Here is an 18,498-nt window from a genome sequence, read left to right on the forward strand (position 1 = left end):
CGGGACGGCGGCCGACACCCCCGATGATCAGTGCTGGTGGTCGTGCTCGGCCTCGTTCTGGGCCCGCAGCGCGTCGAGGGAGACCTCGTTGCCCGCCGAGTCCTTGATCTTGATCTTCTCCATCACCGCGGCGAGCGCCTTGCCCCGGCGGACGTCGCCGAAGACGGCCGCGGCGGCGCCGGAGCGGACCAGCTGGTCGTAGTACTGCTGCGGGGCCATGCCGGCGCGCTGCGCCCGGTGCACGATCTCGTGACCGAACTCGTCGTCGGAGACCTGCACGTCCTCGGCGTCGGCCAGGGTGTCCAGCAGGAGCTGGATCTTGACGCCGTCGGTCGCCGCCTCGGTCAGCTCCGTGTCGATCTGCTCCTCGGTCTTCTCCTCCGCCGCGAGGTATTCCTCCAGGGAGGCGCCGATGCGCTCGAGCTGGTCGACCATCGCGGCCTTGCGGCTCTCGACCTCCTCCTTGACGACGCCCTCGGGCGCCGGCACCTCGGCGGCGGCCACCATCTGCTCCAGGGCCTTGTCACGGGCGGCGTAGATCTGCTCGACCTGCTTGCCCCGGGTGACCCGCTCCCGCAGGTCGCCGCGCAGCTCGTCGATGGTGTCGAACTCGCTGGCCATCTGCGCGAAGTCGTCGTTGAGCTCGGGGAGCTCCTTCTCCTTGACCGTGCGGACGGTCACCGCCACGTCTGCGTCACGGCCGGCGAAGTCGCCGCCGACGAGCTGCGTGGTGAAGGTGGTGCTGTCGCCGGCGGCCAGGCCGACCAGCGCCTCGTCCAGACCCGGCAGAAGCTGCTTGCTGCCCACCTCGTGCGAGATGTTGCTCGCCGAACCGCCCGGGACCTCCTCGCCGTCGACCGTGGCGTTCAGGTCGATCTGCACGAAGTCGCCCTCCTGGGCGGCCCGCTCGACGGTCTTCAGCGTGGCGAACCGCTCGCGCAGGCTGTTGATCTGCTCATCGATCTCGCTGTCGGCGATCTCGATCTCGTCGACGGTCACCTCGATGGTGGCCGGGTCCGGCAGGGTGATCTCCGGCCGAACGTCCACCTCGGCGGTGAAGTTGAGCGAGTCGCCGTCGTTGAACTCGGTGATGTCGACCTCGGGACGGCCGAGCGTCTTCAGGTCGTGCTCCCGGACCGCGGCGAGGATGTTCTGCGGGATGGCCTCCTGGATCGCCTCGTTGAGGACGGCCCCCCGGCCCACCCGCTGGTCGATCACCGCGCTGGGAACCTTGCCCCGGCGGAAGCCGGGAACCTGGACCTGCTGGCCGATCTCCCGGTACGCCTTCTTGAGGCTCGGCTCGAGCTCGACGAACGGCACCTCGATGGCGAGCCGCACGCGCGTCGGGCTCAGAGTCTCGACGGTGCTCTTCACAGGCGTACTCCTTGACGGATCTGGGTGTTCAGTCTGGGGCGTGATTGCGCGCATCGAGTGTAGGCGAGCCGGCCGACGGCATCGGCAGGGCCCGGGTACCGCGCGGAAAAAACCGGCGGTTCCCGGGACGATCCGGTCGCGAACGACAGTCGGGGTGGCGGGATTTGAACCCACGGCCCCTCGCTCCCAAAGCGAGTGCGCTACCAAGCTGCGCCACACCCCGGTGGCGACGAAGAGTGTATGCCGTCCGGCCCCCCGCGCGGGTGACCGGGGCGCGGCGCGCGGTGTGGCGGGCGCCGCCGGGTGGCGTCGGGTGGCGTCGGGCGCCACTTCGGGGAAGTGGCTGGGTCCGGGGCGTAGAAAGGCGCCACCTCGCCGAAGTTGTGTGGATCTTGACGGTCGGCGGGGTGCGCGGGGTACGCGCTGCACGGCGGCGGGGGTGATTCGGTACGCTGTCGGCGCGCCCTGCTGTGGTGGGGCGCTCGCGGGCGTAGCTCAATGGCAGAGCTTCAGTCTTCCAAACTGACGGTGCGGGTTCGATTCCCGTCGCCCGCTCCACCCACGAAGGCCCAGGCAGACCGCATGATCGCGGCACCTGGGCCTTTCGCTTCTCCCCCGGGTTGGATCTTGCGTGCCATCCGCGTGCCAGTCACGGTCGGCGTCGACCACTTCCGGCGATCCGGCGGTCCATCGCTTGGGCGATCTCGCGGTCACGCTCGCTGGTGGCGTGCTGGTAGATCAGGGCCGCGCGCATGGTGGCGTGGCCCATGCGATGCATCAGCTCGCGCGTGCTGGCCCCGGAGGCGGCGGCGAGGGTGTTGCCGGTATGGCGCAGGTCGTGGAAGTGGAAGCCAGCCAGGCCCACCGACGCGGCAGTCTTGGTCCACTTGACGGCACGCCCGAAGTTGCCGGAACGCAGCATCGCGCCCTTCGCCCCGGTGAAGATCAGCGCATCATTGCCGTCCTCGACGTGCTCGGCCAGGTGCTCACTCAGCGCCTCGACCGCAGCCTCAGGCAGCGCGACGACACGGACCCCGGCCGCAGACTTCGGTGGCCCGAACTCCAGACGATCCTTCAGCGCCGCCAGCTTCCGGGGCACTCGCACGGTCGCCGCGTCCAGGTCGACGTCACAGCGGCGCAGGGCAGCCAGCTCTCCCCACCGCAGGCCAGAGAGAGCAGCCAGGATGATCAGCGCGGAGAAGCGGGCCGGCATGGCGTCGGCCAGGGCGTAGACCTGGGCGATGGTGGCCGTGGGCCGTTCCGGGGTGTGGTAGCGGTCATAGCCTTTGATCCGGCACGGGTTCTGCCGAAGGATCTCGTCCTCGCGCACCGCCGTGTTGAGGATCGCCCGCAGCAGGCAGTACGCCTTGACCGCCTGGGGCTCCGGAGTGCCGCCGTTGAGCAGGTTGCCGCGCCAGGTCCGGATGGTCGCCGGCTTGATCGCGGCCAGGGCGAGGTGCCCGAGATGCGGCCCGATGTGCAGGGCGAACAGGTACTCGTAGAGCTGTCGGGTACGCGGGGCGAGACGGCGCTCCCTGATCCAACGATCCCCGTAGTCCGACAGCCGGATCTCCCCCGCCTCCGGAGGCACCCACTCCCCCCGCAGGATCTCCGACTCAACGACCGTGAGCCACTTCTCGGCCTGGCGCTCCGTGGCGAACGTCTGCGGTGCAGTCCGCATTACGCCGTCCGGGCCGAGATAACGGGCCTGCCAGCGGGCGGACGGCAGCTTGCGCACGTTGCCGAAACGCCGGCGACGCTTGGCGCCCATCAGGCCACCGCCCCGAACTGACGCCGAAGCTCCGCCCGCGAGGTTGGCACCACCCGATTGGCCTCGATGTACGCGGCCACCGCAGCAGGCTCGAACCGCACCAAGCGCCCGACCTTGACGTAGGCGATACGACGCTCAGCCACCAGCCGGCGGACGACGCGAGGTGTGGCACGAAGGCGAGCGGCCACCTCGCCGGGAGTCAGCAGATCATCCGTCACGTCGGGGCTCCTCTCGTTCTGGGCGGCTCTGAGCAGTTGCCGAAACATCGGCCGGTTCGACGGCGGCGCGTCTGGCGGCGTCGAGCTGGACGCGCCATTGGATGCGTTCGGAGATCGCCCGGAGGACCCGGTGGCCAAGGGGCGGCACGTCCGGGTCAGTCGGCTTGGCGAGTTCCCAGGCATGCCGGACCGTGTCGGACCCCGCCGGGGCGGTGTCGGCATCGGTGGTAACCCCGAGCAACGCCTTGACCCACTCCTTCCGGTCCGCCCGGTGATCCGTGAGGGTCTTACCGGACCACTGTCGGGAGATCAGGACGCGCCGACCGCCGATGCCGAGGGTGTCCCGCTTGTGGACCTTGTTCTTGCAGTTGCCCGGCTTCAACCCGGCCCGGGCCTTCTTCGGCTGGACACCGTAGAGCAGCCAGTTGGCGCACCGCTCCGAACAGGGCGTGTGTCGCAGCTCCTGCCAGAGCCGTTCCAGGTGTGCGCGTTGCCGGACGGTGGAGATGTCGTGGCAGTCGGCGGCCTGCTTGGTGAGGTATTTGGTGATGTAGCCGACGCACCGGTCCGCGTCCTTGGTCCCGGCAAGCACGCCCTTGGCGTCGACCTGAACGCCGAACCGGACCACGTGCACGGGTTCGGCATCGGGGTCGGCGTCGAGCTGGTCCAGGGCGTCATCCCAGGACGGCAGCAGCTCGCCCGAGTCCGGGTCGATGTAGCCGCCGGCGGTGGCGTCCCACTGCGGCGCCCTTCCCGGTTCGTAGACCAGCTCGGCGGCGGGTGGCCACCACACCTGGTGGTAGGTCGCGGCGGCGACCTGCCGGACCAGCGCCCGGGGGATGGTGCCCCGCATGGCGAAGTGCGCGTGAGGAGCCAGCCGGCGCTGCGGCTCGACCGCCCCGGCGTATTGGACGTTCCAGCCGACCGCCCGCCTGAGGTTCTGCCAGAACCGGTCCAGGAGCCGGGGGAAGTGCACCGCGTCCCAGGCGGCCCGCCGGTAGTCGTAGCTGTCCGGGTCGACCGGCGTCCCGTCGGAGTGCACCCGGCCGTAGGAGCCGAGGGTGAGGGTGAGGAACATCGACGGCCGGAACACCTGCCCGGCATGGCCCTCGAAGGTCCGCCCGATGGTGCGGTTCTCCACCGGCAGGCGGGGCAGGTCCGGGGCGTCCTGCCGGCGCTTGGTCGAGCGCACCCGCCGCTTGCCGTCGCCGTCCTCCTGGTCCTCGGCGGCGTGCGGAGGGGCAGGCCGGCCCCGCATGCCTTCGGTGGTGATCTGGGCTTCCAGCTCTCCAATGGCGTCGTCCAGGTCCGCGACCTGATCCCACTGCGAGGCGCGGACGGCTTCGTCGCGGGCGAATTCCAGGTGAGCGCGAGCCACGATCAGGCCGCGTTGGGCGTCGGTGGCGGGTTGGGGGCCGGGGTCGGGTTCGTCGTCGCGGTGCCAGCCCTCGCGGATCTGCTGCTGCCGCAGCCGGCGGGCGCGTTTGGCGCAGGCCGGGCACTTAGCTTCCTGCGTCGCGCCGCACGGCATGTCGATGACCTCAGTGCGGCCGGAGTCAAGGTCGGTGCGGCGCAGGCTGACGGGGCGGGTGCAGACGCCGTAGTCGGCGGCCAGATCCTTGACGACATCGACGGAGCGGGGCATAAGCATCCGGGCGGCCCGGGAGCCCGGCCTCGGCTCCACCACGGGGGCGGGAGCGAGGCCGGGCAGCATCGGGGCGGTCGTCATCGGCCCACCCGCAGCGACGGGGTGAGGTCGCGGACCCGGAGGGCGGGGCGGGGGTCGCCGGTGGTGTGGTCGTCGCGCAGCGGGTCGAAGGCCGCAACCCCGGAGCGGGTGGTCTTGGCGCGGTACATGGCCGCGTCGGCGTCGGCGAGGGCGGCGGCGAGCCCGGCGGGGCTGGCGGGCGCGAGGCCGATGCTGGCGGTCACCGACACCGCGATCCCGGAGGGCAGCCGGACGGGGGCGGCGATGGCGGCGGCCAACTGGCGGGCAGCCGCAGCCGGATCGGTGTTGAGCAGCAGGGCGGCGAACTCGTCCCCACCGAGGCGGGCGGCGACACCGTGAACGGTGCGGAGTCGGTGGGCAACGGCGGTGAGCACGTGGTCCCCGGCGGCGTGGCCGTGGGTGTCGTTGACGGGCTTGAAGCCGTCCAGGTCGACCACGACCACCCACGGGCGAAGCGCAGCGAGCTGTTCCCAGCCGGCGGCGAGGCCAGCGCGGTTGGCGAGGCCGGTGAGCGGGTCGCGGAGGGTCGCGCGTTGCAAGGCGGCCAGTTCGTAGCGGGCTACGTAGAGCCGGTACTGATCCCAGCAGAACAGGGCGAGGCCGGCGGCCAGGAACAGCCCGGAGAGCAGGTGGTCAGTCATCGGGTCACCTCTCCGATCAGCGGGACGCCGTTGCGGCGGGCAAAGGCGGCCGGCGGCACCGGGGCGACCGGGGCAGGCCGGGCCGGCTGGACGGGGGCAGGGCGGGTCGGCTCGACGTCGACCAGGGCGACGGGCTCAGGCACGACAGGAGTCGGTTGGACGGGCGGGGTCGGCGGCGTGACTGGCCGGGGCGTCGGGGTGACAGCCGGCGCAGCAGCGGGGGCGGAGGCAGGTTCGGCGGTCGGGACCGGAGCCGGGGCGGTGGTGAGGACGAGCTTGGACAGGCCCATGAACGCCAGAGCGGGCACGGCGGATAGCAGCCAGCCGGACAGGCCGGGCTTGGCGACGGCGAGCTGTGCGGCGAGGGACAGGAGCACGGCGGCGACGAGCAGGAACATTGGGTAGCCGACCGGCTGACCGTTGCGGCGTCGGCGGCGGATGGTCAGCAGCGCCGCGACGGGCACCAGTTCGGAGATGACGGCGTTGGCCCAGCCGAACCACTCGCCGGTGCCGGTGGGGCTGTTGTCGAGGGTCCAGTCCTTGACGTGGGTGAACGAGGCGGCCCCGGCGAAGCCGGCGACGAGTAGGAGGATGACGACGAGGACCAGGCCCTCAGCGCGGTCGGTGCGGGTGTGGGTGGGGTGGGGTTTCATGCTGCACCGTCCAGGACTTCACCGTCGATGACGCGGAGTCGGCCGTAGGTGTGGGCCATGTCGCGGATCTCGTCGTCGGTCAGGTAGGAGAAGCGGACCCGCATCGGCGTCGGATCACCGTCGATGACCACGAACCCGACACCGGGCAGGGACTGCGGGATGCGGTCGCACAGCGCACCCCGGTCCCGCATCCCCTCACCCAGCACCAGGTCCACCTGCGCCGCCTCAGCCAGCCGCAGCCCGATACGGGTCGGGAACAGGTCCCGGAACGGCAGCACCTCCTTGCGGGGGTCCTGGATCGCCGCCAGGACGTGCACCCCGACCGCGCGGCCCTGGCTGAGCAGGATGGACAGGGCGGCCTTGATCCGGTCCTTCAACTGCCGGTCGGTCAGATACGCGGTCAGGTTCGCCAGCTCATCGATCACCACGACGATCAGCGGCTCATCCGGCGTCGGCGTGTGCTGGCGGGTCCGGCCGTACAGCTTCCCGGCCCGGTCCTTGGCCACGGTGGCGGCTTCCTCGATCAGCTCACACATGGCCGCGTAGTCCTTGCGGGCGAACCGGGCGAACATCGGCGCGCCCATCCCGAGTTCCATGCCGCCCTTGGGGTCCAGGCCCCACAGCTGCACGAGGCCGGAGGTGACCCCGGCGGCGAGGGAGCGGACCACGGACCAGATGACCGAGCCCTTCCCCGAACCCGTGGCGCCCACCACCAAGACCTGAGTTCCGAAGAGGCGCAGGTTGTAGCCGTCGCCGTCCTCGCGCCGGCCGACCGGCAGGGCGGTGAACTCCGGCATTGCCGGCACCGGGAGGGGGCGGAGGAGCTTGGCGAGGGGGTCACCGCGGAACAGGTGCAGCAGCACCACGTCTGGCCGGTTGCCGGGGGTGGCTTTGACCTGGCGGACGCCGAAGGTGTGGGCGAGGCGTTCGGCCACCTTGGCGAAGTCATCGGGGATCTGCCCGGTGACCATCCGCACCATCACCACGTCGACGCCGGCCGCGCAGGTGACCCGGCGCAGGACGGGCAGGACGGTGTGCGAGTCGAAGGAAACGGCGAGCTTGGCGGTGACCATCGCGGCGTGCCAGTTCCGGCCGTACAGCCACCGCCGATACCGGGCCAGCACCGGCCACCACCCGAACCGCCGGAACGACGAACGATGACCGAAGCCCCACCCGGCGGCGACGACCGCCACCAGGACGACGACCCCGACCGGACCGGCCCAGCCGAACCGCACGTAGAGCCAGCCGAAGAACACGGCCGGGGCGGTGACGTACCAGAAGCGAACCAGCACCACGGCGAGGCGGGCGAGGGCCTTGACGGTCCACCAGGTCAGGGCCAGCCACAGCGGGATGCGGATGAACGGGGTACGCACGTTGATCGGGGCGGAGTCGACCCGGTCACCCCGGATCACGTTGACCAGCGGCATCCCTCAGCCCTCCCCGGCCGACGCGGCGGCGGTGAACAGGGAGCCCTGCCCCGGGGAGCCGGGTCGACGGCGCACAACACGGCGGCGGCCCGCCGGACGGGCCGGCATCAGCGCGGCCAGGTCCACCGGCCCCGACTCCGGGGCGGGAACGTGACGGGTCATGGTCGGCAGCCACCGGCCCCGACCGAGCACCGCCCGCAGGTCGACCCGGTCGGACACGTGCGGGGCGATCAAGTCCGGGTCGAGGTGCCGCAGCTTCACCACCGTCCGCGCCAAAGCTGCGGCGGCGGCGGAGATCTCCACCAGCGCGGCCACACGCACCGCGTCGGCCGGAACCGTGGTGTAGACCTCGCGGGCGGCCCGAATGCCGGGGCCGGCGAGGCGCATCACGGTGCGGCGGTGTGTCGTGCGGCGGGGGGCGGGGCGCGGGTTCCCGGCGATGCGGGCAGCGTCAGCTAGCGTGGGCATCAGCCCAACTCCTTCCAGGGAGAACGGGTCAGAGCGCGGGGCGGGCTTGGTCTTGGCGGATGAGGCCCGCCCCGCGTCCAGATCTGGTCAGGCCGCCTGCTTGACGGCGGCGGCTTCGGTCATGGCCCCGGCGCGGATCGACCACGCCTGCCGCGCCCGGCACTTCCCCGAGCCCTTGCACCGCTGGCTGTCGACGTACGGCGTCAGCGTCACGTCGGAGAACTGCACCGCCGGCGGATAGCCCGGGATCTTCGACGCCGGCGGCACCGGCTGCACCGGAGCGGCGATCTTCACCTTGACCTCCTTGGTCCCGCCGAACTTGCCGGCCTCCGGGTCCAGGTCGAGGACCTTGACAACCCACAGCCGCTCGCCCGTGTCCTTGTCGCGGGCCTGGTCGTCACCCTGGCCGCGCTTGTCGAAGTCCGTCACCGGCTCCACACCCAGGCACAGCGCACCCGCCGGGAACACGTAGTCGAACGGAACCGGAACCTTGATCGTGTTCGGGACAGCCACCTTGGCACTCCTTGTGTCTTCGCCACCGACCCCTGCCGGCTAGGCTTCGATGCCCGTCACACTAACAACTGTTAGCTCGACCTATCAACTGTTCGCTCACAAGATCTTCTAAACACGCTGTTGACCAGCGACTACGCACTGAACAACTGATAGGCCACTGATAGGCTCACCCGAAAACTCACGTTGACAGCGAGGGCAGCCATGTCATCCCCGCGTCCGCGCCTCTCCGAGTCGGAGAGCAAGCACCAGCAGGTGGCGCGCCACATCCGAAACGAGATTGAGGCCGGCGTTTTGCGCGACGGCCAGGTCCTGCCGTCCACCCGCGAGCTGGCCGCACAGTGGGACACCAGCGTCTTCACCATCAGCGAGGCGATGAAGCTGCTTGCGGATGAAGGCTTGATCGAGAGCAAATCGCGGTCGAAGCGAGTGGTCCGCAACCCGAACCAGGCCCGGACCAGCCAGATCCGGCTACCGAAGCCACACGTCATCCTGATCGGCGGCTATGCCGGCAGCGGAAAGACCGAGCTGGGCCGCGTCCTCGCGCGACAGACCGGTTGGCCGATGCTCGACAAGGACACCCTGACCCGTCCCGTTGTTGAGGCCGCGCTGGAGGTTCTCGGGCAGTCGCCGCATGACCGAGAATCCGAGACGTATCTGAACGTGGTCCGGCCACGCGAGTACGAGGCGCTGAGCGCCGCCGCTCTAGAGAACGTGGGTTGCGGCAACAGCGCCGTCGTCACTGCGCCCTTCATCCGCGAGTTCAGCGACCCCGCCTGGATCAGTCGTACCGAAGCCTCGTTCGCCAACCTCGAAGCCGCCGTCACGCTCGTTTGGCTCTACTGCGACCCGGACACCATGCACACCTATCTGCGTCGCCGAGGCGCAGCACGGGACGCCTTCAAGCTCTCCGACTGGCCCGGATACCTCGCCACCATGGATATCGACTTCCGCCCGGCAGGGCCGCACATCACTGTGGAGAACTGCGCGTCGAGCGCTCCCTTGCAAACCCAGGCCAAGGAACTGCTCGACACGGTGCTAAGGCGCGGTTCCGCCTGATGCGTGGCGTCATCCTCTATGGCCCTCCCGCTGCCGGCAAAGACACCATCACCCGAGCACTCCGCGACCTTGATCCCGCCTGCCGCCTGTTCCAACGGCTGAAGGCAGGACCGGGACGAACCGCCGGCTACCGCATGACAACCGTCGAGCACATCGACCAGCTGCGCGCCGCGGGCGATGTTGTGTGGGAGAACCACCGCTACGGAGCTGTGTACGTCGTCGACCGGCCCACGCTTGAGGCCGACCTCATCGACCACATACCCGTGCTGCACCTCGGCCAGGTCGATGCCGTCCAGGCCGTCAGGTCCTCCTTGCCGGACGTCCATTGGCTCACGGTCTACGTGCACTGCGCCCGCAACATCGCCCGAAACCGCATCACGGCACGAGCAACCGGCGACACCGCTGCCCGCCTACGTGCATGGGATGAGACCGCGCCGCTGCCGGATGCCAGCCTGGCAATCGACACCGGGACCACCAGCCCCGCCGATGCTGCCCGTCGGATATGCGAGCACCTGGCGCAGCTCGCCGTGTGACATTGCCGAATTGCGCTCTATCAGATCAAGGCGGCCCGCAAGCGGGCCGCGCCGGCCCGGCCCCGGCCTGCTGGCGACCTCCGGCCGGCATCGGCCGGGCCGACCGGCCACGCTTCGGGATTGCCAGACTTCGAAGACCTCGGGGCTCCGCCCCGAACCCCGACCCTCCTCAGAGATGCCGCCGCGGATCACCTCGCCGGGCACCACAAGGGCTACCAGCCTCCCCGGACGGGGCCAAGGTCGTTCGTCCGGTAGGGCGCTCCACCTTGTCCCCGTCCGGGGAGGCTGGACGGTCTGGCGACTGCCCGACGAGGAGATCCGCACACAACTGGCTGCCCCTCCCTGCCCCTCATCAACGAGCAGCCCCACTGGGCGGCCGGGCCGGTGGCGATCTCCGGTGCCTATGACCTACATGTCATGCAGGGGCGCCAGCCAGTTCAGGTGTCCGTCAACCTGCACCAGCGACGTCGGCTTGCTGTCGCCCGGACCGTGAAACGCGATCACTCCCCGGTCGTCCGCCAGCTCGCCGTGGTGCTGTGCCGACGGCGGCTCCTGCCAGACGTGGTACAGCGGCCCATCGCTGCCAATTGAATCGATCGCTTCATCGAAGGCGGCTCGCCGATGGGTGGGCACATGCATTCGTGTCGCGGCATGGAATACAACACGCGGCTCGCCGGGCGGCAGGCTTCGGCCCAGCGGCGAACAGACATCAATGGCGTCGCCGGCGATGATCTCCGGCGGGTCCGCCGCCACGTGTTCGAGGGCGGCCTCAAGAAGCCCCGCTCCGGCGTGGTCCTCGGGCCAGACCAGCGCCCTGAGCCAGCGCCGATTCTGAATGCTTGTGACATCCACTGGGTTCAGGTCCACGCCGACCCTGGTGGCGATCAGCGGGATGTCGTCTAAGTTCGGTGGCTGCTCCGTGCCGAGCCAGCGGCTCTCGATGGTGACCGGAGATTCCTGCCGCCCGAACGAGTGTCCGCCGATGAGGTAGCGGTATCGGTCCACTTGGAGGTGGATGCCCGCACTGGCGCCCACCTCGATCAGATGCACAGGGCCGTCACATTGGCGTCTGAGCGCGGCCAGCGCGAAGCGGAGACCGGCAGCTCTACGCACAACGTTCGATTGCACGAGACGGGAACGGACCAGCTCTCCAAGTTCGCGGCGAAACGCACGACAGAAGTCGACGAACACCGGTCCTGCCGACTCTGCGTCGGCAGCATCGGGCCCGACGACCGAGGGGTAGAAGTGGCGCAGATCGTGGTGGACACCGTCCAGCAGGAGGTAATGGGCTGCGCCGAAGAGCAGGAACGACGCCTGCTGCCCGGAGCGTCGTTCGAGCAGCATCTCCAGTGTTGGCTGGTCGGCCGCAACAGCTGTGCACAACGCCTGGTACAGCGGCGAGGTGGTGAAGATGGCTGGTGCCTGGGCGAAGTGCTCCGACAGACCCTCCAACTCCCGCGTCCGGTCCATGGCACTCCTGTCAGTCAGCCCCAGGCCAGCGTTACCGGCGTCACTGGGCGGCAAGTTAACGGGCAGCATCTGGAGTAGGTGATTGGCATCGCCTCGGTGGCGTCACGAGCCAGTACGGGTGGGGGTCGCCGGGATGGCGGCCGAGACCTCGGTAATCAAGTCGCGGACATCGTCGCCCCAGTGCGAGGCGATGACCAGGTCCCGGGCGGGGTCGATCCAGAGCAGGTGACGGCCGCCGTTGCCGCGGGCGCATCGTCCGCTGGCCGGAGCGCCGGGCTGTACCCGCTGGGAGTCGTTGCGCCACCAGAGGTAGCCGTAGTCGGGGTTCAAGTCGCAGGGACTCCAGGCGCGGTCGATCCACTCTTCGCTGAGCAGCCGCCGGCCCCGCCACTCGCCCCGGCACCGGTGCAGCTCGCCGAGCAGAGCCAGATCCCTCGCGGAGATCCACAGACCGCCGCCCCAGTGCGCCCCGCCGCTGACCACCGGCGTGGGCATCCCGTCGATGTCGATGACCGAGTCGGTGTAGCCGTGCCAGGACCAGGACGAGGAGGCACCGAGTGGTTCGAGCACGTCCTCGCGGAGCACGTCGGGCAGCGGTCGGCGGAACAGCACCGTCAAGGCAAGGCAGAGCAGGTTCACCCGTACGTCGTTGTAGGCCCACCCGGTACCGGGCGCTCCCTCGCGCTCGAAGCCCTCACGGCGGCTCTGCGCGTCCACCCCCGTCGGCTTCCCCCACAGCTCACCGTTCCACCCGCTGGTCTGCTGCAACAGATGCTGCCACGTGATCCCCTCCATTCCGAGGCAGTTGACCATCGGATGACGGACCGTCGCCGACACCAGCGCATCCGGGGCAAGCAGTCCTCGGTCGAAGGCCAATCCCGCTACGGTGGCGACGACGCTCTTGGTGCCGCTGAACAGCATTTCCGGGATCGCCGAGTCGCCCCATTCGGCGACCACCCGACCTCGGTACCGCACGACACCGCTCGCACCGGTGCCAGCCAGCAGGGGACCAGTCACCTCGCGATGCGACTCATCCGCCACCTGCTGGGACAGGTAGGACACCATGTCCTCGATGCCGGAGGTCGCCCGCTGGGCCTGCCGTCGGACAGCTTCCCGGATTGCCGTCAGGTCGCTGGTTGGTTCGCCGCTGTCGCCTGCGATCCCGGAGCCAGGCACCAGAAGCTGACCGGAGGAGTCCTCGTTGACGCTCACGCTCCGACCCTATGGCTGGCCACACTCATCCCGTGCTCCCGCCCACAGCGATGTGGATCACAGGCGACCTGGCCATGGCGGGGCGACGCGGCGAGCACTGGGGCGAACAGGCAGCGTGCCAGCCACGTGCCAGTAGCCAGGGCCCGGAGCGGGCACGAGCGGGCACGAGCGCTCACCTGGCCGGGCGCGACGAGCAGGCGTTTGGGGCATCCCGGGGCGTTGATCTTCGTCCTTCCAAACTGACGGTGCGGGTTCGATTCCCGTCGCCCGCTCCAACAGCCTCCGGCCCCGGTCAGGGGCTGCATCCCCGATCCTGGGCCGGTCGGCGACTCCCCCGCTCGGGCCAGCCGTGGCCGTCAGCTGCTCTGGCCGCCGGCGACGATCCGCCTCACGAACTCAACGGCCGGACCCCTGGAGCGCCGAAGCCAGCAGTTCGTACGTGGCCTGGTCGAAGGCGACCAGGCGGACGTGCTCGACGTTCGTCGGTGTCGCTCTGATGGTCGAGATTGCGATCTCCGCTGCCTGGTCGCCCGGAAACCCGTAGACACCAGTAGCGATGGCGGGGAAGGCGACGCGGCGAGCGGCGAGCTCATCGGCAACCTCGAGGCTGCGCCGGTAGCACGACGCCAGGACGTCGGCCTCACCGTAGCCGCCGCCTTCCCACACCGGCCCGACGGTGTGAATGACATGGCGTACCGGTGGGTCCAGATCGAACGCCGGCGTGGCGACCGCGTCGCCCGGATCGCACGGTGCCAGCGCGGCACCCGCCTGGGCCAGCCGCGGTCCGGCTGCACGATGAATCGCCCCGTCCACACCGCCGCCACCCAGCAGCGACTCATTCGCCGCGGTAACGACGGCATCGACGTCCTCTCGGGTGATGTCACCGAGGACAACTTCGATCACAGGCACGGATCGATGATGCCACCAGAGCACCTCGGCGGCAGATGACCTCCGCCGCTCTCATCGACCGAGGAACCCCACGACGGCGTCGCGCAGGTGCCGGTCCGGCTCGCGAGGGTCAAGGTCCGGGTCGGAGAACGGGCGACCGGCGACGAGTTCGGCCAGAACGGATCGCAGCCGCTCCCGTTCGGCTCGCAGGCCCGACCACGCCGGCTCGGGGAGCCGCAGCACGTTGGCGAGCAGGTCACCCGGGTAGTAGTCGCCCTCCGCCAACGGATCGCGCAGCAGGACCTGCAACGCGAGAGGCAGCAGAGCAGGAACGCCGATTTCCTGCCCGAGCATGATGCGCAGGTCTTCGACAGTGAACTCAGCCAGCGGCTTGCGTCGTAGCTCCACGCAGCGCCTCACGAGAGACGTGGCCTCCGGGCCGGGGTCCGGCCAGACGTCCCGTTCAAGCTGCTCGATCGACGTCACGGCGGTCAGGCTAGCCCGTCACGTTCTAGTTCCCAGGGCTGCTTCCGGGCTTCGGCGCAACGCAGCCCTCCGGAGAATGGGCGAGCAACCGAAGGCTCATCGGCACCCGCTGGCGGAGAGCCAGGCCGAGTACGAACCCCGCGGCCACGAACGAGATGGGAGTGGCTGACTTATGACCAGCCCCTGGCATGTCCTGACCGAGGCAGAGCGAGAGCAGTGGACGTACACGCCGTTGGTCAGCGTGGGACCTCTGCGGTTCGGCATGAGCCACGACGAGGCCGTCGAGGCGCTACCCGGGTTCGCTGCATCGGTCTCCGTCGCACAACACGACTTTCACCAGCCGAAGAAGGCGGAGTTCCGCAACGCGTGCGTCCCTGCCCATGCCACGGCGGTCACGGCTTATTTCGGCAGCTCGGAGGGCCTTTTCTGCGTGGTCGTCGATGCGCGGTACGGCCCACAGGTGACGCTGGACGGGATCAGGCTGGTCGGACGTGTGCCGTCCCGGCTGGAGGAGCAGTTCCTGAGCTACGTGCTGGCGCGCGGCATCGCATCGCAGTACGCCCCGGAAGGCGATCCGGCCTCCGACGAACTGGGGATCGTCGTGCGCGTCCAGCGGGCGGGCGACGTAGTGCTGTCCCGGCCGGTGTTCGCGGTCGTTCGCGAGCGTGCGAACACCCTGTGGGACTGCGTGCCGTACGACGAGTCGGGCATCCACTGATCAGCCCGCATGACCAGTAGCGACCGGATCGGTGACGGGCACGGCCGGATCCCGTCGCCTCGCGAGGACGATCACGCCGATCAGAAGGAGCACGAGCCAGAGCGGCACCAGCACGGGAGCGAGCCCGCGCCAGACGGGCCACACGGGCTCAGCGAGCCGATTCGCGGCCAGATCCGTCCAGGTGAGGGCGGCCCCCGGGAACAGGGCGACGGTCACCAGGGTGCCGACCAGCAGGGGTACGGGCCGACGACTCCGCGCCACCACCCGGAACAGCACCGCACCGGCGACGGCGCCGAGCAGGGTGCCGGTGATCGTGGCGGCTCGGAACCCTGCGGGGGCGGACTGTGTGATGCTCAGCCTCGACCCGTGCGCCGGATGGGTGAGCGTGGCCGTCATCCCGTCTCGCTCGGCCCGCCAGCCGTCGCACGAGGCGCCCGGCACCCGACGGATTTCCCGCCATCCGCGCGTCTCGGCGGCCCGCCGCATCAGCTCGGACAGCGCGCAGTCGGCGCCGTCGCCGTACTGGAACTCGATCCGGCTCCCGCCGACGTCGTCGGCGGCCAGCCAGACGCCGTACCGGTAGCCCTGCACTGTCGTCGCGCCGCTCGGCTCGACACCGGGAAGCAGTTCGCCGGGCGCGCTCCGAATTGCCTCGGCGCTCAGCGGCTCGGTGCCCCGGCCGCCGTACCAGGACCCGAGGGCCAGGCCGGCCGTACCGAACAGCAGCGCGCCGAGCAGCGCCATCGCGACGTACCCCGGCCGACGCCCCACCGGCCCACCCCCTGTCGCCGTGCGGCACAGCGTAGGCGTCGCACACCGTCCGCGGTGCCCCGCGTGACGACGGTGCCGGCACCCCGGTGCGTGGGCAGGCGATCTCCGCGTTCAGGCAGAGAAGCGGGCTTCGCCCGTTCGCTTGTCCACCGCGACCGGAGAGTTGCCGGCCATCGCCTCGCGCCAGTCGCCGGATTCGACGTACGCCTTCCCGTCGTAGGGGAACACGTACACGTCGTCGAGTTCCTTCACGGCGTCGTCCACGATGACGACCGGATGGGGGAAGCGGTATCGGATCTCGGTGTCCAGGAACTCTTCGGCGATCTGCCGCGCCGATTCCGGTGCGATCACGGTTTCACCGTCTCCACATCTCGGCCCAGCCGCTTCCTCGCAGCAGGAATGGCCACCACACGGCCATGTAGCGACGCCGGACGCCACCGCGCCGCTCGACCCGGTGCTCCGCCGTGGCGCGTCCACCGTCGCCCCGGTGCTAGTAGTGGTCCTCGATCGGCCGGCGTGCCTCGTCGAACAGCGCCGGCCCGTCGTACCGCACCGGGCGCGGCGCGGGGGTGGCGGGCTTGACCTGCTCGAACTGTTCGGTGGACAGCGCGTACACGACCCGGCCGAGGCCGGATGCGTTGATCGCCACAGTGCACATCGGGCAGGGCTGGCAACTGGTGTACATGGTGGTGGCGACCGCCGCCTCGGGGGCGAGCTGCCGGGCGGCCCAGCGGGCCAGTTTCAGCTCCGGATGGGCGGTGACGTCCCGGTCGGAGACCACCGTGTTGTGGTCCTCGATCAGGACTGTGCCGTCCGCGCCGACGAGCAGCGACGCGAACGGCCGCTCGCCGGACGCGCCGGCCCGGTCGGCGAGTTCCACGGCGCGGCGCAGGAACGCCTCGTCGTCGGGTGTCATCGGCCCTCCACGTGTTCAGTCTGCGGCCATCTGCTCGACGGATCGGGCCGCGACGGCGAGCAGGGCCGGGTCGGCGCTGCGGGCGTACGCATCACTCAGGGTGTCGATGAATTTGATCGCGTGCGCGTCCCCGGTGTCCAGCGCCCGCGCCATGACGTCGTCGAGTTCCGGCCCGGCGGCCGGCGGGAGGGAACGGGCCTCGGCCGGGGCGTAGGCCGCGGTGACGGCGGCGGTCGCCGCCCAGGCGGCGGCCAGGCTCCGTTGCCACAGCGCCGGCGGCAGGGCCGGCAGGGTACGCAGGACGGCGTTCGGCGCGGTGGCGGCGTGCACGAGCATCACGGGACTGGCGTACCCGTGCGTGCCGTGCCGGACCACCGCAGCGTCGACGACAGCGGCGAGCCGGGTGGGCACGTCGGCGGCGGCGTCGCCGGGCACGGCCGCCGCGGCGGCCGGCCACCGGTCCCGGTCGGCCAGCTGCGCCAGGCGGGACCGGATGCCGAACCGCTGATCGGGTACGCGCGGCACGGCGTCGAGCGCGGACCGGGCGTCGGTTCCGGGGTACGGCCCGCCGCCGGGCGGGGCGAGCGGCTGCCAGCGGGCGGCCCAGTAGGCGAGCCCCTGGCCGAGTTCGGCCACGCGCGGTGCGGTCTCGGCGTCGAGCAGCGCGCGCACGGCGTGGCCGACGCGGATGACGCCGTGGGTGGCGCCGGCGGCGATGCCCGGCAGCAGTCGTGGCCACCAGCGGGCCAGCACGTCGCGCCACGGGTCGCCGGCCAGCTCGCGGTCGAAGAGGTCGAGCCAGTCGCCGGTTCGCACCGGGTCGCCGAGCGGGTCGCGCCACTCGTCGGTGGCGATGCGCCGGATGCCGCGCGGGCGTTCCTCCAGCCGGTCGGCGTACGCGTCGATCCAGCGGTGCACAGCTCGTTCGTGGCCGTGGCGCACCAGGGCTTCCGCCGCCATCGGCACGTGGTTGGACAGCCACCCGTCGCGCTCGGGACCGGTGTGGCGTACGCGCTCGTACGCCTCGTCGAGTACGGAGTTCAGCACGCCCGCAAGCGTCCGACCTGAAGTCCGGTTGACGTCAAGCGGGCGCGGAACCGACTGGTGTCCGGCGGCGTCGAAGCGGCCATGAGACTTCGTGCCCTGCTCGTCGTCGCCCTGGCCGCGCTCGGCCTGGTCGTGGTCATGTCACCCGCCGAACCCGCGTGGGCCTGCTCGTGCGCCCTGTCCACGACCGAGCGGGACGAGCGGGCGGACAGCATCGTCGTCGGCACCGTCTCGGAGGTGACCGACCGCGGGGTCCGGATCACCGTCGACTCCGTCGAGAAGGGCGGCGCCGGGGTCGGGGACACGCTCGGCCTGAAGGTGTCGCGCAGCGAGGAGAGTTGCGGCTACGGCTTCCGCGTCGGCGCCCGTTACCGGGTGAACTCGTCAGCCGGGGAAACCGGGCTGTGCGCCGGGATCCGCGAGATCTCGGCCCCGGCGCTGGCCGCCACCCCGTCCGCCGTCTCGGCGGAGCGGACGCAGGTCGCGGCGCGGCACGTCCCCGGCCCCTGGTGGATCGTCGGCGGCGCGACAGTGGCGGTACTCGCCGCCGGGCTGGTGGTGGCGGCCAGGCGGCGGGCCGGAGGCGGACGCCCCTGACCGTCCTCCG

At 70.7% G+C, this 18,498-nt stretch carries 21 protein-coding genes and 2 tRNA genes; 5 read left to right on the forward strand and 18 right to left on the reverse strand.

Annotated features, from left to right (window positions below; all coding sequences use genetic code 11):
• Positions 1-27: 27 nt before the first annotated feature.
• The gene (gene tig, locus ACN27D_RS06540) at positions 28-1,374 is read right to left on the reverse strand and encodes a trigger factor (RefSeq protein ID WP_421498760.1); all 1,347 of its coding nucleotides are present in this window, start codon (positions 1,372-1,374) and stop codon (positions 28-30) included.
• A 149-nt stretch (positions 1,375-1,523) separates the two neighbouring features.
• Positions 1,524-1,597, reverse strand: a tRNA-Pro gene (locus tag ACN27D_RS06545).
• A gap of 261 nt (positions 1,598-1,858) precedes the next feature.
• Between ACN27D_RS06545 and ACN27D_RS06550 the strand changes: the two genes are divergently transcribed.
• Positions 1,859-1,932, forward strand: a tRNA-Gly gene (locus tag ACN27D_RS06550).
• Positions 1,933-2,023: 91 nt separating this feature from the next.
• Here ACN27D_RS06550 and ACN27D_RS06555 read toward each other — a convergent pair.
• The 8 genes from ACN27D_RS06555 to ACN27D_RS06590 form a co-directional block, all read right to left on the reverse strand.
• Complete coding sequence (locus ACN27D_RS06555; protein ID WP_030273363.1) at positions 2,024-3,145, reverse strand: tyrosine-type recombinase/integrase; 1,122 nt, start codon at positions 3,143-3,145, stop codon at positions 2,024-2,026.
• Positions 3,145-3,363 (reverse strand): helix-turn-helix domain-containing protein, encoded by a 219-nt coding sequence (locus ACN27D_RS06560; RefSeq protein WP_421498761.1) that lies wholly within the window; start codon positions 3,361-3,363, stop codon positions 3,145-3,147. Before ACN27D_RS06560 ends, ACN27D_RS06555 begins: the two co-directional genes overlap by 1 nt.
• Positions 3,353-5,092 (reverse strand): replication initiator, encoded by a 1,740-nt coding sequence (locus ACN27D_RS06565; RefSeq protein WP_334465658.1) that lies wholly within the window; start codon positions 5,090-5,092, stop codon positions 3,353-3,355. Before ACN27D_RS06565 ends, ACN27D_RS06560 begins: the two co-directional genes overlap by 11 nt.
• On the reverse strand, positions 5,089-5,733 hold the full coding sequence (locus ACN27D_RS06570; RefSeq protein ID WP_393158095.1) for a GGDEF domain-containing protein: 645 nt from the start codon (positions 5,731-5,733) through the stop codon (positions 5,089-5,091). Before ACN27D_RS06570 ends, ACN27D_RS06565 begins: the two co-directional genes overlap by 4 nt.
• On the reverse strand, positions 5,730-6,386 hold the full coding sequence (locus tag ACN27D_RS06575) for a DUF2637 domain-containing protein (RefSeq protein WP_334465652.1): 657 nt from the start codon (positions 6,384-6,386) through the stop codon (positions 5,730-5,732). Before ACN27D_RS06575 ends, ACN27D_RS06570 begins: the two co-directional genes overlap by 4 nt.
• Positions 6,383-7,813, reverse strand: coding sequence for an FtsK/SpoIIIE domain-containing protein (locus tag ACN27D_RS06580; RefSeq protein WP_334465650.1), 1,431 nt, complete (start codon positions 7,811-7,813; stop codon positions 6,383-6,385). Before ACN27D_RS06580 ends, ACN27D_RS06575 begins: the two co-directional genes overlap by 4 nt.
• Positions 7,814-7,816: 3 nt before the next feature.
• Positions 7,817-8,281 (reverse strand): hypothetical protein, encoded by a 465-nt coding sequence (locus tag ACN27D_RS06585; protein ID WP_421498762.1) that lies wholly within the window; start codon positions 8,279-8,281, stop codon positions 7,817-7,819.
• 87 nt (positions 8,282-8,368) lie between these two features.
• Positions 8,369-8,794, reverse strand: coding sequence for a hypothetical protein (locus tag ACN27D_RS06590; protein ID WP_421498763.1), 426 nt, complete (start codon positions 8,792-8,794; stop codon positions 8,369-8,371).
• Between the two features lie 252 nt (positions 8,795-9,046).
• On the opposite strand from ACN27D_RS06590, the gene ACN27D_RS06595 reads away from it, so the two are divergent.
• Together ACN27D_RS06595 and ACN27D_RS06600 are read left to right on the forward strand one after the other, a co-directional pair.
• The gene (locus ACN27D_RS06595; RefSeq protein WP_232236748.1) at positions 9,047-9,850 is read left to right on the forward strand and encodes a GntR family transcriptional regulator; all 804 of its coding nucleotides are present in this window, start codon (positions 9,047-9,049) and stop codon (positions 9,848-9,850) included.
• Positions 9,850-10,383: a kinase gene (locus ACN27D_RS06600; protein ID WP_421498764.1), complete on the forward strand. Its 534-nt coding sequence runs from the start codon at positions 9,850-9,852 to the stop codon at positions 10,381-10,383. Before ACN27D_RS06595 ends, ACN27D_RS06600 begins: the two co-directional genes overlap by 1 nt.
• Positions 10,384-10,791: 408 nt before the next feature.
• On the opposite strand, the gene ACN27D_RS06605 is transcribed toward ACN27D_RS06600, so the two are convergent.
• The 4 genes from ACN27D_RS06605 to ACN27D_RS06620 form a co-directional block, all read right to left on the reverse strand.
• On the reverse strand, positions 10,792-11,853 hold the full coding sequence (locus tag ACN27D_RS06605) for a DUF2332 domain-containing protein (RefSeq protein ID WP_052166206.1): 1,062 nt from the start codon (positions 11,851-11,853) through the stop codon (positions 10,792-10,794).
• A 102-nt stretch (positions 11,854-11,955) separates the two neighbouring features.
• The gene (locus tag ACN27D_RS06610; RefSeq protein ID WP_421498765.1) at positions 11,956-13,065 is read right to left on the reverse strand and encodes a serine hydrolase domain-containing protein; all 1,110 of its coding nucleotides are present in this window, start codon (positions 13,063-13,065) and stop codon (positions 11,956-11,958) included.
• A 396-nt stretch (positions 13,066-13,461) separates the two neighbouring features.
• Positions 13,462-13,968, reverse strand: coding sequence for an O-acetyl-ADP-ribose deacetylase (locus tag ACN27D_RS06615; RefSeq protein WP_357896959.1), 507 nt, complete (start codon positions 13,966-13,968; stop codon positions 13,462-13,464).
• Between the two features lie 57 nt (positions 13,969-14,025).
• On the reverse strand, positions 14,026-14,439 hold the full coding sequence (locus ACN27D_RS06620; protein ID WP_421498766.1) for a contact-dependent growth inhibition system immunity protein: 414 nt from the start codon (positions 14,437-14,439) through the stop codon (positions 14,026-14,028).
• A gap of 262 nt (positions 14,440-14,701) precedes the next feature.
• Between ACN27D_RS06620 and ACN27D_RS06625 the strand changes: the two genes are divergently transcribed.
• Positions 14,702-15,157 carry a hypothetical protein gene (locus ACN27D_RS06625; RefSeq protein WP_358175178.1) on the forward strand — a complete coding sequence of 152 codons (456 nt, stop codon included), beginning with the start codon at positions 14,702-14,704 and terminating at the stop codon, positions 15,155-15,157.
• On the opposite strand, the gene ACN27D_RS06630 is transcribed toward ACN27D_RS06625, so the two are convergent.
• From ACN27D_RS06630 to ACN27D_RS06645, 4 genes are all read right to left on the reverse strand, one after another.
• A complete protein-coding gene (locus tag ACN27D_RS06630) occupies positions 15,158-15,928 on the reverse strand; it encodes a hypothetical protein (RefSeq protein ID WP_421498767.1) in 771 nt (256 codons plus the stop codon).
• 111 nt (positions 15,929-16,039) lie between these two features.
• Positions 16,040-16,279: a YrhB domain-containing protein gene (locus ACN27D_RS06635; protein WP_252450172.1), complete on the reverse strand. Its 240-nt coding sequence runs from the start codon at positions 16,277-16,279 to the stop codon at positions 16,040-16,042.
• Between the two features lie 139 nt (positions 16,280-16,418).
• On the reverse strand, positions 16,419-16,844 hold the full coding sequence (locus ACN27D_RS06640) for a nucleoside deaminase (protein ID WP_194803417.1): 426 nt from the start codon (positions 16,842-16,844) through the stop codon (positions 16,419-16,421).
• A 15-nt stretch (positions 16,845-16,859) separates the two neighbouring features.
• Complete coding sequence (locus tag ACN27D_RS06645) at positions 16,860-17,891, reverse strand: hypothetical protein (RefSeq protein WP_421498768.1); 1,032 nt, start codon at positions 17,889-17,891, stop codon at positions 16,860-16,862.
• An 81-nt stretch (positions 17,892-17,972) separates the two neighbouring features.
• Here ACN27D_RS06645 and ACN27D_RS06650 point away from each other — a divergent pair, with 81 nt between their 5' ends.
• Positions 17,973-18,488, forward strand: coding sequence for a hypothetical protein (locus ACN27D_RS06650; protein WP_421498769.1), 516 nt, complete (start codon positions 17,973-17,975; stop codon positions 18,486-18,488).
• Positions 18,489-18,498 lie beyond the last annotated feature (10 nt).

The sequence above is a fragment of the Micromonospora sp. WMMD1274 genome, assembly GCF_049179035.1.
In the GTDB taxonomy this organism is placed as follows: Bacteria; Actinomycetota; Actinomycetes; order Mycobacteriales; family Micromonosporaceae; genus Micromonospora; species Micromonospora tulbaghiae.